The sequence below is a fragment of the Corynebacterium sp. HMSC29G08 genome, assembly GCF_001806875.1.
Lineage (GTDB): Bacteria > Actinomycetota > Actinomycetes > Mycobacteriales > Mycobacteriaceae > Corynebacterium.
The window spans coordinates 12,495-25,265 of sequence record NZ_KV786261.1; the positions used below are offsets into that span (position 1 = coordinate 12,495).

Below are 12,771 nucleotides of genomic sequence, written 5' to 3' on the forward strand. Positions count from 1 at the left end.
GTGCAGGCAAGTGGCTAGGCTGAGCCAGGTGTTTCACATTATTTTTGACAACCCCGTGATCCCCGGCAACACCGGCAACGCGATCCGCCTAGCTGCGAATACGGGCGCCACCCTGCACCTGGTGGAGCCGCTGGGTTTTAACTTTGATGACAAGCATCTCAAGCGCGCCGGGCTGGACTACCATGATCTTGCGGATGTGCAGATCCATCCCGACTTGGGCTCTTGCTTATCCACGCTCAACGCCTCCCACACCTACGCCTTCACCACCCAAGCCACCCGTTATTTCCACGAGGTGGAATACGTCGAAGGCGACGCGCTGCTCTTCGGCACCGAACCTACGGGCCTGCCCTACGAGCACTCCCACCATCCACTGGTCACCGACCGCGTGCGCATCCCCATGCTGCCCAGCCGCCGCTCCATGAACCTGACCAACAGCGCATCCATTGCGCTGTTTGAGGCCTGGCGCCAGCACGGCTTTGCCGGCGGTGTGTGAGCGCGCTAGCTCTTAGCCAAAGCGTTTGTCGTAGCGCTGCTGGTACAGCGGCGGCAGGATGTTCAGCTCCCACATGCGCCGAGCCAGGTCCGCGTTGCCCATCCATGCTGCGAAGGCTTCGCCCATGGTGAAGCCATGCTCCGGGGAGTCTAGTGCCTCGATTGCGTCGCCGGGGCGGATCACGCCCTCCTTGTTGACGCGGAAGTAGCAGCCACAGTCGCCGGATTCGGCGAAGCGTCGAACCCAGCCGGGCTCTCCCATCCATGCAGCGAACGTTCGGCACGGGGTGCGCGGCACGCTGACCTCCAGCTCCACCTCACCGATGCGGAAACGCTGATTCAAAACCACATCAGCCCACACGATGCCGCTGGTGGTGAGGTTTTCGCCGAACATGCCGTTAGGCAGGCTGCGGTTAAGCTCAGCCTCCCAACCGTCTAGGCATTCACGCGAGTACGCGTAGATAGCCTTTTGCTGGCCGCCGTGGTGTTTCGTGTCCCCAATATGGTCGCCGACCACGCCGGAGCCGTCACCGTAATCCGGGCCGGGGATGGTCACCACGATTTCATCCGCGGCAACCTTCTCAATCCCGCTGTGTCGGCTCTGGCCACCTGGGTCCGGTTGCGGCTTCGCTATGTTCGTCGAGAGCACTGTTGGGGTCTTCGCCGGGGAGTTCGCCGGGTAATTCACTGTCATGCGGCAAGGCTACAGGCTGCATCGGCGGCAGCTGACGTGCCCGCAGCGTGTTTACTAGTTCAATGGCATCTTCAACTCGCATGTCTCGGCACGACATGGAGAACGCGCCGGGTACCAGGTCCAAGTCCACACCCGCAAGTCCGAGGCGGCGCTGGATCACGCCACGCTCAAAGCTTAGTTCCTGAATGTGCGGGGTATCAACCATCTGGTACCAACGGCCGATCGTGCCTGCGGTCACGGCCACAACACCTGGACGCACCTTGACTGTTTGGCGTTTCCAGTCAATGGGCGAAACCCAACGAGCGTTGCTGGGTGAGCGGTAGTCGACGTTGCTGAGGTCGATCAGATCGTCGAAAGTCAAAGGCCCCAACGCATCCACAACATCGCGCGCCTGCTGCCAGGTGCCAACCGGCAAAAGTTTCGAGGTGCCGGTGGATTTGTTCCCTTCTGAGCCGTAGCCTGCCACCACAACAGAGACCGTCCACCAGCCAAACAGTCGCCAAAACATGGGCTGGCGCACCTGGACCGCGTGAACGCGGTCGCGCGGCACCGACTGGCTACGCCTATTGGCAAGGCCGTAGGTGAGATAGAACATGTTGCCGTCCGTGGAAGAGGTGAAGCGCCATGACTGATCGATCGTGCTCCAAATCCGCGGCAAAAACCCAATAGCAACCGGCAGGATCGCCGCGGCTGTCAGGTCCGTCATCAGCGGAACTGCCGCCCACGCCAGCGTGATGAGTGCGGACATCTGAAATGCCGTACCAATCAGGGAGCGCTGGATGGGAATCGGCGCAACCAGCTCGCGGGCACCGCCACCGTCTTCCCCCTGTGCCCGCTTGCCAATCTGCGTGTTCGGCTGCGTCAAACGAATGTGGTGCAGGATCTCCCTACGCACCTCCTCTGCCTCCTCTAAAGGCAGATACGTAATGTCCAGCCCGGCTGTGGCACTGCCTGCAGCTTCGATGCGTACAGACGCTAACCCCACCATCCGCGGTGCAAAGGACTCCACCACGTCTACTGCTTGCATGCGGTCGTATCGCACGGTGCGGACTTCGTTGGTGAGCACGCCGCGGCGGGTTTCCACCGCTTCGTTATCAAGCTTGAAGCCGCTGCGACGCCACCAGATTTGCGAAATCCCAAAAATCACCAGCAGTGCCGCCACCAGCCCGCCGAGCGCCCACGCCACTTCAATGACGCCGACGTTTTCTTCCTTCAACCAGCGAAATACCGGTTTGGTGAAGTTGAACAAGGCGATGGTGACAAGGGCAACGCCGAACGTCCATACGCGAAGAAGCGGCGTTAAACGATGCACCGGCCGGTAGCCCTCCATGCCGGCTGCCAGGGATTTCTTGGGCTTTGCGGTTCCTTCGGGGCTGGTCACAGGCCGCTCATCCGTTCACGAGCCTTCACCGCAAGGCGGTCACGCAGCGCATCTGCGTCAGCGGCGAGCAACCCCGGCAAATCCGAATTCGACGAGTTCGACGCCGTGTGCACCTTCAGCTCCTTCAACCCCAAGGCTCGGCTAACCGGTCCAGATTCAACGTCCACAAACTGGATACGCCCGTACGGAATCACCGTGATGGTGTGAAACCACTTACCGGTGCTCAAGATCAGCTCGTCTTCCGTTTCCAGCCAGCCCATGTTGCGCACCTGGAACGGGATCAGGAAGAACTGCCAGATGAAAAAGACACCAAAGACGCATAGGGGGATGAGGAACACTAGGCCGTCCCAACGCAGCCAGCACAAGTACAAAATGCCGCACAGCAACACCATGGACATGAAGTTGCCCACCATCTTCGGCCACGCCAGCTTCGGCGACACCCGGTTCATCGACTCCACGGATGTGGGCAGCGTCCGCACGGTGGTTTCTGCGGTGTGCGCGCTTTGCGTGGGTTCGGCGGCGTCTGCGAGTTCGGCGGGTTCGGTGGCTGGTTGGGGGTTTGTGGTCCCAGTTGGCACGTCTGACATGGCGATTACGCTACCAGCCGCAGCGTCGAGTTCAGGAGCCGCGGGGAGCGGGTACCGGGCGGTGGTGGTCTCAGCGTCAGGACTCAAAATAAAAGCGGACACCGAAGTGTCCGCTTCAAAGGGAACTGTCAACCTAGCGGTCCGTCTCCTTCTTCGCTGCCGAACCATCGACAGCGGGTTGACTCACTATATCAAACAGTTGACAGATATCGATGGCTACGCTGATTCTATGTCGCTAGGAGAGCCCTTAAATAGAGGGATAATTACAAACACGCTGCCACAACGTCGTTTTAGCAGTTATATTGACGCCGCCCAACTGTCGGTGGTTGACCCTGAAGCACTCTATGTTTGGGGAATTCGGATGGCGGGCGCTATCCAAGAAGCACTCGGTGTTACAGAAATCTATTTGCGGAATGCAATAGACGAAAGTTTAAAAAAATTCACCTGACGGTAACCGACAGTGGATTGCAAATTACCACCTAGTCCCACACCTGAATCAACTTCTCGATTCTCGCGGCAACCCCTACTTCCGAGAACGAACCCTGAAGGATCAAGTTCGGAGAAATCGCAGAGGATACAGCAGCTCTACCTCTAGAAACACTATAACTCATGACGATCTTGTAGCTCAAACTTCGTTTGGAGCCTGGGCATTATTGCTCCCCGATCGATGGGAGAGGAATACTCAGAAAAAGCGAGCCCGCGAAGAACTATGGAGGTTTTGCCTACATAGCGCATTCCCTTGTCAAATACGCACCGCTTCACGACGATCATCCGTCGGTGAAACTATTGGTGAATACACCCGAATCGCTGTTCACTTGAGGAATCGTGCGAATCATATTGATTCGCTTTTAAATATTGACGTGCTCGAGGCTTTCAATAAGTTTATTGTCCCTCTCATTTCCAGTATCGGCGCCAAGGAAAATGATGTCCTGATGTCCCTGGAACGTATTGAAGCCACGTGGCACCTCCGCCCCTGCCAGTTGGGTACGCCAAAATATGACCTGCAACTAGCAACGCGCAGCTAACAGATGACCCGGTCTCGTCCTGCCCCAAACATCGGATAACAAACATCGGATAACGCCGTTTTGGGCTCATTTTTGGCCCTAACCGATGTTTGCAATCCGACTTTTAACCGCTATCCGACTTTTAACCTGTATCCGATCTCTTCGCCACCCACGCAGCGCCAAGCTCAGGTCACCGGAAATCTCGCGAACCGCGAGTGAGCCACTGCCCCATCTCCAGCGGCTCTAGGCGATCAGCCACGATAGACACCGCCCCGGAGGCGTTTTGCACAATGCCGCGCACAATCATCGCCTTTGCGGTGCGCGCCACCACGCGCTGACGGTTCCATAATCCGACGGAGATAACCACGTTCATCAGGCCGGTTTCATCCTCCATACCAAGAAACGTCACCCCGCTGGCGGTAGATGGCTGTTGGCGGTGGGTGATAACGCCGGCGATGCGGACGCGTGTGCCGTCTTCAACCAAGCGCAGCTGATCCGCAGGCACAACGCCGGCCGCACCAAGAGCGCTGCGCAGCATCTCCACCGGCATCAGACCAGGGGTGACACCGGTGGCGGCAACGTCGGCTGCCATGAGCTCAAACGCGTTCATGCCTGGCAATGAAGGCGCAGCAATAGCGCTCACGCCCGGCAGCATGCCCTCGCGTTCGGTTGCGGCAACGCCCGCCTGCCACAGCGCCTGCCTGCGCGTCACGCCGAAACAATCCAAAGCGCCTGCGCGCGCCAGCGCCTCGACGTGCTCCACGCTCAACTCCGCCCGGCGCGTGAGATCCGTGATGTCCGCAAACGGGGCGGCGGCTTCCACCCGTGAAGCGGCATCCTCACCTAGGCCGCGCACCAGACCAAGGCCCATCCGGATCGTCTGGGAATCCACGCACAGCGCCTCGCGTCCGGAGGCATTCACACACACCGGCAGTACTTCCACGCCGTGGCGGCGGGTGTCTTGAATCAGTGACTGCGGCGAGTAGAACCCCATTGGCTGCGCACGAAGCAACCCCACGCAGAACTGCGCCGGGTAGTAATGCTTGAACCAGGCGGAGAAATACACCAGGGATGCAAACGATTGGGAGTGGGATTCGGGAAACCCGTAGGCAGCAAAGGCCACGATCTTCTGCCACAACCGCTCCGCAACCTCCTCAGGAATTTGGTTGACCTCCCAGCAGCCGGTGAAGAAACGTTGCCGCATGGCAGCCATCTTCTCCGGGGAGCGCTTTGAGCCCATGGCGCGTCGCACCGCGTCGGCTTCACGGCCGGAAAAGCCGGCGGCGTCCACGCAGACCTGCATCAGTTGCTCCTGAAACAGCGGGATGCCCAACGTTTTGCCCAGGGATTTCTCCAGCACAGGGTGGTCATACTCCACCGGCTCCAAGCCATCGCGGCGCCGCAGGTACGGGTGTACGGACCCACCCTGGATCGGGCCCGGCCTAATCAGCGCGACTTCGACGACGAGGTCGAAGAACACGCGCGGCTTCAATCTCGGCAGCGTGCTCATCTGGGCGCGCGACTCCACCTGGAACACGCCGACGGAATCGGCTTTGGCGAGCATGGAGTACACGGCAGCGTCGTCAAGCGGAAGCTCCCACAAGCGAACCTCACGCCCGGTGGTGTCCAGAACTAGGTCCATCATGTGGTGCAGCGCTTCGAGCATGCCCAGGCCGAGCAGGTCGAATTTGACCAGGCCGGCGGACGCGCAGTCGTCTTTATCCCACTGCACCACCGAGCGGTCAGCCATGCGTGCCCATTCCACCGGCACTACGTCTGCAATCGGCCGGTCACAAATCACCATGCCGCCGGAGTGAATACCCAGGTGGCGGGGCTGGCCGCGGAACTGCTCCGCTAGGGCAACCACGCTCGAAGGCGGCTTCTCAATCCCCTTGGACCAGCTGTCGGCCGCGCCCTGCGCGTACCCCAAAGCGCGCGCGGCGTCACGCACGGCGCCTTTGCGGCGATAACTGATCACATTGGCCACCTGTGCGGCATTCTCGCGCCCGTAACGTGCGTACACGTACTGGATGACCTCTTCGCGGCGGCCGGATTCAATATCAATATCAATGTCCGGCGGGCCGTCCCGATCCGGCGAGAGGAAGCGTTCAAACAGCAAACCAGCTGACACCGGCTCCACGTTGGTGATGCCGAGCGCGAAACAGACCGCGGAGTTCGCCGCACTGCCGCGCCCCTGGCACAGGATGTTTTCGCGCCGGCAGAAATCCACCAAGTCATGCACGATGAGGAAGTAGCCGGGGAAGTTCAGCTCCTCGATTACGCCCAGTTCATAGTCAATTTGGGCTTTTGCTTTACGACGCACCACCGCATCCCTCCCCACGTAGCGCACCTGCGCCCCCGCATGGGTGATTGAGCGCAAAAAGCTCATCTCGTTGTGACCTTCGGGGGTGGGAAACGTGGGCAGCTGCGGCGCAACTAGGTTCAGCGTGAAGGCACACTGTGCGGCAAGCTCCGCCGCATAGGCCATTTTCCCCTCACTACCTGGGCACATGCGCGCGATCTGGGTGGCACTGCGCAGCCAGTTCGCACCCATCGGGTGCAGGTCCCCGTGCGCCTGGGCGAGCGACTGCCTGCGCGCCAGCGCGCGTTTGGCGGCCGCCAGGCGTGCCGCGTCCCGGGTGGCGGCGGCAGGGGCGGCAGTAATGATAGCGGGCAGCTGTATTTGGGCGGCTATAGCGTCGAGTGCAGCGTGGTTATCGGCGTCTTCCGGGGTCATGGAGACCTCATATTCCAACACCACATTGCCGCTTCCAAAGGTATCGACCAAGTGAGCGATATCATCAGCCCAACGCCACCCCGCCAGTGCCACACATGTGTCGCCAAGTTCCTCCCCGATCACCTCAAGCGGCGGGTAGGCCACCTCCCCCTTTTCGCGTGTTGCCATATGCGCTCGCGCCATCAGGTGTGACAGGCGTTTATACCCCTCAGGACCGCGAGCGATGACGGGCAAGATTCGCTCCTCCAACCCCAGATTCAAGGTCAGCTCAGCACCGAAGACCGTATCCATACCGGCTTCAGCAGCGGCCTCTGCGAACTTTACGGCACCATAGAATCCGTCACGATCCAGCAGGCCAATCGCCTGCAGGCCAAGCTCCGCAGCACGTGCCACAAGTTCTTCCGGCTCACTCGCGCCACCAAGGAAGCTGTAGGAGCTCACAGCGTGCAGCTCTGCAAACGGCTCCGCAAACGGCACCGCGAACGGCGCCGCCGCCAACGGCCGTTCATGTCGCCCGGCAGGCTCCGTGCCCGAAGATGTGCCAACATGTCCCACCGGCACAGGCGCAGGCCCCGGCCGGCCGGAGAGAATGCGCTCCAGCCGCGACCAGGACAGTGACGCTCCCCCGTTGAATCTCATAGCGGAAACACTAGCACTATCCGCCTGTACGTTCTAATGCTAAATCTTGACCTACAGACAGCTTGGTCAATCATCGCACCCCTTATTTGGGCCGGAAATAGACTAAGCGGTACATGGGGTGCTAAATTCACTCCTCGTACATTCCCGATGCCTATAAAGGAGAATCCTCATGCGTGCATCTCGTATCACCGCCTCCCTGGCGGCACTGACCATCGCAGCAACCAGCCTGGTTGCTTGCTCCAACGAGTCCGACTCCGCTACCGACGCAGCTAGCCAGGACGGCGACAACGTCGTAGTCAAGATTGGCACCACCGACGCTGACCAGCAGGCTTGGTCTGTCTTCGCTGACCTGGCCGCCGAAGAGGGCATCACCCTGGACATCGTGCAGTTCTCCGACTACCCGCCGGTCAACGAGGCCCTGGCGCAGGGCGAGCTGGACCTGAACAAGTTCCAGCACATCCTCTACCTGGCTAAGTACAACGCTTCCTCCGGCAAGGACCTGCGAGTGCTCGGCTCCACCGAGATCTACCCGCTGGCACTGTTCTGGAAGGACCACGACTCCCTGGACGGCATCGAGGGCTCCGAGATCGCCATCCCGAACGATGACTCCAACCAGGGCCGCGCCATCAACGTGCTGGTCCAGGCTGGCCTGCTCACCCTGAAGGACGGCGCAGACGAGCTGGCTCCGACCCCGGCTGACATTGACGCTGAGGCATCCAAGGTCTCCGTGGTTCCGGTTGACGCTTCCCAGACCCCGACTGCCTACAAGGAGGGCCGCCCGGCGATCATCAACAACTCCTGGCTGGACCGCGCTGGCATTGAGCCGGGCGAGGCTATCTTCCAGGATGACCCGGCTTCCGAGCAGGGCGAGCCGTACATCAACGTGTTCGCTTCCCGCGCTGAAGACATTGACAACCCGACCTACCAGAAGCTGGCTGAGCTGTGGCACGCCCCGGCTGTTGCTGAGGCTGTACAGAAGGACTCCCGCAACACCGCTGTTGAGGTTGAGCGCCCGAAGGAAGAGCTGAACGAGATCCTCGACCGTCTAGTTGAGAACGAAAAGTAAGAAGCTGTAATTCATGGAAAACACCGGCACCCGGGTCGAATTCCGGGACGTAGAAAAGGTATTTAAAACGGGCGGCCGCGAGGTCAGGGCGGTAGATGGGGTAACCCTTACCGTTGAGCCCGGCGAAATCCTCGGCGTCATTGGCTACTCGGGTGCCGGTAAATCAACGCTTGTACGTTTGATTAACGGGCTTGATCAGGCAACTTCGGGGCAGCTGCTGCTAGACGGCACCGATGTGGTTGGCAAGTCCGAAAAAGACTTACGTAAGATCCGCCGCAACATTGGCATGATCTTCCAGCAGTTCAACCTGCTGTCTTCCCGCACCGCGGCAGCCAACGTGGAGTACCCGTTGCAGCTTGCGGGCATGGACAAGGCAGCGCGCAAGGCGCGTGTGGCTGAGCTGCTTGAGTTCGTTGGCCTGTCTGATCGCGGCCAGAACTACCCGGAGCAGCTCTCCGGCGGCCAGAAGCAGCGCGTTGGCATCGCCCGTGCCCTGGCTACCAACCCATCGCTGTTGCTTGCCGACGAAGCGACGTCCGCCCTCGACCCCGAAACCACCGAAGAGGTGCTGGGTCTTTTGCGCCGCGTCAACGAGGAGTTCGGCATCACCATCGTGGTGATCACGCACGAGATGGACGTGATCCGCGCCATCGCCGACAAGGTTGCAGTGATGGAAAACGGCCGCGTGGTTGAGTATGGCACCGTCTATGAGGTGTTCTCCAACCCGCAGACCCGCGTCGCCGAGCGCTTTGTATCCACCAGTCTGCGCAACACGCCGAATGAGGTTGAGGAAAAACAGCTACTCAACGCCGCGCCGGGACGCCTGTTCACGGTGGACCTGACCGATAACTCGGGCTTCTTCGGCGCTGCTGAGAAGGCTCGCGCACGCGGCGTATCGGTGCAGCCGGTCCACGCCGGTATTACCACCTTGCAGGAGCACAGCTTTGGCAAGATGACGGTGCGCCTCAACGGTGATGACGCCGCAATCAATGAGTTCCTGCACACCCTGCAAACCACCACCGATATTCAGGAGATCACCCGATGAGCGCAAACGTGAACGAGTTCCTCCTTGCGGAAGCCAACTGGGAACGCCTCGGCCCCGTGTTCGTCGAAGCGATCGGAGACACGCTGTGGATGGTTGCCATCACCATGGTTGTGGGCGGCTTCTTCGGCCTGGTCTTAGGTGTGTTCCTTTACACCACCCGCTCAGGCGGCATTCTGCAGAACCGCCTGGTGTACACGCTGATCAACGTGGCCGTGAACTTCTTTAGGCCGATCCCGTTCATCATCATGATCGCCATGCTCTACCCCATCACCCTTGCGGTGGTGGACACCACGATCGGCCGCTCCGCCGCAACGTTCGTGATGTGTTTCTCCGCTACGTTCACCGTGGCCCGCATCGTGGAGCAGAACTTGGTGGCCATTGATCCGGGTGTGATCGAGGCTGCGCGCTCCATGGGCGCCGGCCCGTGGAAGATTATTCAGTCCGTGATCCTGCCGGAGGCTCTCGGCCCGCTGATCCTGGGATACACTTTCATCTTCATCGCCGTGATCGACATGTCCGCAATGGCGGGCTACATCGGCGGCGGCGGCTTGGGTGACTTCGCCATTGTGTATGGCTACCGCCAGTTCGAGCCGGCCGTAACCTGGGCTGCGGTGATTGTCATCGTGGCCGTGGTGCAGCTGGCCCAGTTTGTGGGCAACTGGTTGTCCAAGAAGGTTATGCGCCGCTAGCTGCACATTTCGCGCACCACTACCATGGTGTGCGTGAAGATTGCGGTATTCGACTTTGACGGCACCTTGTACCACCGCCGCCCAGACGGCACCTACAGCTTCAACCCACAGGATTTAGAAGCAATCAGCGCCTGGCGCGACAACGGAAACCTGGCCATTGCGGCCACGGGCCGGTCGCGCTCGGCGCTTACGTTTGCAATGCCCCCGGAAGACGCGCTGGTGTTTGATTACCGCGTGTTGTCCAACGGGGCGTCTGCAACCACTGGCAACGGCGCTGATCTGATCTACTCCTACCCCATTGACACGGATATTCTGCGAGCCGCAGTCGAAAAGTTCGGTGACACCGAGGGCGTTGCTATTTTTGGCACCACAGTAGGTCCGGTGGATGGCGCGTTTAGCGTCAACACTAAGACTGGAGACTTGTTCACGGACCACTTTGCGCACATGACGCTCTCAGAGATCCCGGATCACACGTTTGCAGTCGTGCCGATCCGTGTGACGGATCCCGCGTTGAGGCGCCACGTTGTCTCCTGGGCCGAACAATTCCCCCAAGTCACCGTGGCACAGAACCTGGATTACGTGGACATCATGGCCAACGGCCGCAACAAGGGCACAGGCGTGCTTGAGTTGCTTGAGCACCTGGGCATCAACCGCCGGGACGTGGGGATCTACACGTTCGGGGATTCCTGGAATGACCTTGATATGCACGCCATTGCGGATCAGTCTTTCAGCTTTACGCACTCTCCTGCAGACGTGAAAGAGGCCACCGACCACGTCATCGAGGCTGTGGCCGACGTGCTCAACGGCCTGGCGTAATGGTGTCCACGACCCAGCCCTTGCCGGTCTTCGGCGCCTTGCCGCAGGAATCCACCACGCCTTCGATGTCCTTTTGGCGTAGTTTCACCTCGAACTGGTGGCCAGTGTCCCGGTCGATCACGGTCACTGTCGCGGTTGCACCTTCAACGGTGTTGTCACGCACCTGCAACTGATCAATCCCCACTTGGATACCCTGGTGGGACAGTGCAGCCGCAACGGCGATCTCCGCGGTCTGCTCTGGCGGAGTCAGCGTGCCGCGGCCGCGGTTGCCGGGCACGAAGAACAGGCCGTCATCGGCGTGCTCCAACATCGCGGAGGTCGCCTCACGGCTCATGCGTCCGAAGCTGAACGCCCACGGCATCAGCATCATCGTCGGGGCAAACCTGTGGCCCTTGATGTGGGACGTCTCCCACACCTCATCACCACGCCGCAGTTCATTGACCAGCGGCCGGCCCTTGACCGCACAGCAGGTGTCGCGCTTGCCGTGTGTACAGATCAAAAGCAGGGGCTTTTGGCGTAGTTGCGCCCCGTTTTTCCCCACCCCCGACAAATCCAACCCCAGCACGTCCTCCGGACCGTCCACGTGCAACACCTCGGTCACACCCTGGTCGGCGAAGACAAGGTAGACGTGGTGATCCGTAATCTGACGGGCTTCTCGTGTGGAGTGGCGGATCAATAGCAGCGTGGCGTTGTAGCGCTTCATGTGCGCTTTGAGCTTGGCGGTGAGTTCCTCACCGAACGTGCCGCCGTCGAGCACGTCGCGGCCCCACGCTCCCGGCCATTCGAAGAGTACGTAGGTCGAGCCGGGCTTCGCGGTTCCAGGCAAGGCCTCAACCGCAACATCTGAGCAGGGCGGAGTAAGGGAAGTCATACCTCACACCATACTGTCTAACGTTTTGATAACCATTCCTAATTTTCATACTTGTAGTTTTGCCCAGTACGCGGCGTTGGATAGCGTGAAAGCATGTTTGTTGCTGGGCGTACGATTGCGGTGTTAGTGGGGACCTCGCTCTTTTTGGGTGGCTGCGCTACTGACACTCCCCCAGTCGCCGGTCCTCCAGTCGCCGGTCATGGACATCAGGCACAAGGCGTGACAACTGCTCCAGCCACCCCAACCCCCACTGCAACCCCCACTGCCGTCTTAGCGGGCATCAACCGCGACAAGGCAGATCACAACCCAAACCTCTCCCCTGAATCCCAACGCCCATCTGAGCCTGCCCAGCTTGTGGTCTCTAAGGTGCGGGTGGACACCCACGATGGTGACAGCGGTGTTGTTGATCGCATTGAGGTGCAACTAGAAGGCGACGGTGAGCCCGGCTGGTTTGTGGATTACACCTCAACCCCAATGAAGGTTTCCGTAGGCAAGCCCCTGACTATAGACGGCCAGGAGTTTCTCAACATCAACGTCGACGGCACCATCCACCCCGGCGAAATCGGCGTTGACATCACAGAACTTATACAGGTAGCTAACCCATCGGACAACGTGGTTGCCGTAGTCAACGGCGGCACCTCGGAAGGGCGCAGCCAGATCGTAGTGGGCTTGCGTGACAAGGCGCCCTACTCGGTGCAGATGCTGGATAACCCGAAGCGTCTGATTATTGATCTTCAGCGTTAATACTGC

At 60.1% G+C, this 12,771-nt stretch carries 12 protein-coding genes; 7 read left to right on the forward strand and 5 right to left on the reverse strand.

Annotation, left to right across the window (positions count from 1 at the left end; translation table 11 throughout):
- Window positions 1–19: 19 nt before the first annotated feature.
- Window positions 20–493 (forward strand): tRNA (cytidine(34)-2'-O)-methyltransferase, encoded by a 474-nt coding sequence (locus HMPREF3101_RS08200; RefSeq protein WP_070464372.1) that lies wholly within the window; start codon window positions 20–22, stop codon window positions 491–493.
- A gap of 12 nt (window positions 494–505) precedes the next feature.
- Here the strand turns inward: HMPREF3101_RS08200 and HMPREF3101_RS08205 are convergent, their stop codons facing one another.
- Genes HMPREF3101_RS08205 through HMPREF3101_RS08215 form a run of 3 tightly spaced genes read right to left on the reverse strand, consistent with a single transcriptional unit; the run spans window position 506 to window position 3,016 of the window.
- Window positions 506–1,186: an MOSC domain-containing protein gene (locus tag HMPREF3101_RS08205; protein WP_070464283.1), complete on the reverse strand. Its 681-nt coding sequence runs from the start codon at window positions 1,184–1,186 to the stop codon at window positions 506–508.
- Window positions 1,074–2,567: a PH domain-containing protein gene (locus HMPREF3101_RS08210; protein ID WP_141737404.1), complete on the reverse strand. Its 1,494-nt coding sequence runs from the start codon at window positions 2,565–2,567 to the stop codon at window positions 1,074–1,076. Before HMPREF3101_RS08210 ends, HMPREF3101_RS08205 begins: the two co-directional genes overlap by 113 nt.
- Window positions 2,564–3,016: a PH domain-containing protein gene (locus HMPREF3101_RS08215; protein ID WP_070464374.1), complete on the reverse strand. Its 453-nt coding sequence runs from the start codon at window positions 3,014–3,016 to the stop codon at window positions 2,564–2,566. The genes HMPREF3101_RS08210 and HMPREF3101_RS08215 overlap by 4 nt, the downstream gene beginning before the upstream one ends.
- Window positions 3,017–3,353: 337 nt before the next feature.
- Between HMPREF3101_RS08215 and HMPREF3101_RS11920 the strand changes: the two genes are divergently transcribed.
- Entirely contained in the window at window positions 3,354–3,602 is a 249-nt protein-coding gene (locus tag HMPREF3101_RS11920; protein ID WP_168160178.1) for a hypothetical protein, read from the forward strand.
- 746 nt (window positions 3,603–4,348) lie between these two features.
- Here HMPREF3101_RS11920 and HMPREF3101_RS08220 read toward each other — a convergent pair.
- Entirely contained in the window at window positions 4,349–7,534 is a 3,186-nt protein-coding gene (locus HMPREF3101_RS08220) for an error-prone DNA polymerase (RefSeq protein ID WP_070464286.1), read from the reverse strand.
- A gap of 169 nt (window positions 7,535–7,703) precedes the next feature.
- Between HMPREF3101_RS08220 and HMPREF3101_RS08225 the strand changes: the two genes are divergently transcribed.
- The 4 genes from HMPREF3101_RS08225 to HMPREF3101_RS08240 are packed head-to-tail and all read left to right on the forward strand — an operon-like array spanning window position 7,704 to window position 11,150.
- Window positions 7,704–8,600, forward strand: a complete 897-nt coding sequence (locus HMPREF3101_RS08225; protein ID WP_070464288.1) for a MetQ/NlpA family ABC transporter substrate-binding protein — start codon at window positions 7,704–7,706, stop codon at window positions 8,598–8,600.
- Window positions 8,601–8,613: 13 nt separating this feature from the next.
- Window positions 8,614–9,645, forward strand: coding sequence for a methionine ABC transporter ATP-binding protein (locus HMPREF3101_RS08230; protein WP_070464290.1), 1,032 nt, complete (start codon window positions 8,614–8,616; stop codon window positions 9,643–9,645).
- The gene (locus tag HMPREF3101_RS08235; protein ID WP_070464292.1) at window positions 9,642–10,334 is read left to right on the forward strand and encodes a methionine ABC transporter permease; all 693 of its coding nucleotides are present in this window, start codon (window positions 9,642–9,644) and stop codon (window positions 10,332–10,334) included. Before HMPREF3101_RS08230 ends, HMPREF3101_RS08235 begins: the two co-directional genes overlap by 4 nt.
- A 33-nt stretch (window positions 10,335–10,367) precedes the next feature.
- The gene (locus tag HMPREF3101_RS08240; protein WP_371327074.1) at window positions 10,368–11,150 is read left to right on the forward strand and encodes an HAD family hydrolase; all 783 of its coding nucleotides are present in this window, start codon (window positions 10,368–10,370) and stop codon (window positions 11,148–11,150) included.
- Here the strand turns inward: HMPREF3101_RS08240 and HMPREF3101_RS08245 are convergent.
- Entirely contained in the window at window positions 11,134–12,021 is an 888-nt protein-coding gene (locus tag HMPREF3101_RS08245; protein ID WP_070464296.1) for a sucrase ferredoxin, read from the reverse strand. The genes HMPREF3101_RS08240 and HMPREF3101_RS08245 overlap by 17 nt on opposite strands.
- 219 nt (window positions 12,022–12,240) lie before the next feature.
- On the opposite strand from HMPREF3101_RS08245, the gene HMPREF3101_RS08250 reads away from it, so the two are divergent.
- Window positions 12,241–12,765, forward strand: coding sequence for an AMIN-like domain-containing (lipo)protein (locus HMPREF3101_RS08250; protein WP_083280172.1), 525 nt, complete (start codon window positions 12,241–12,243; stop codon window positions 12,763–12,765).
- Window positions 12,766–12,771: the final 6 nt, after the last annotated feature.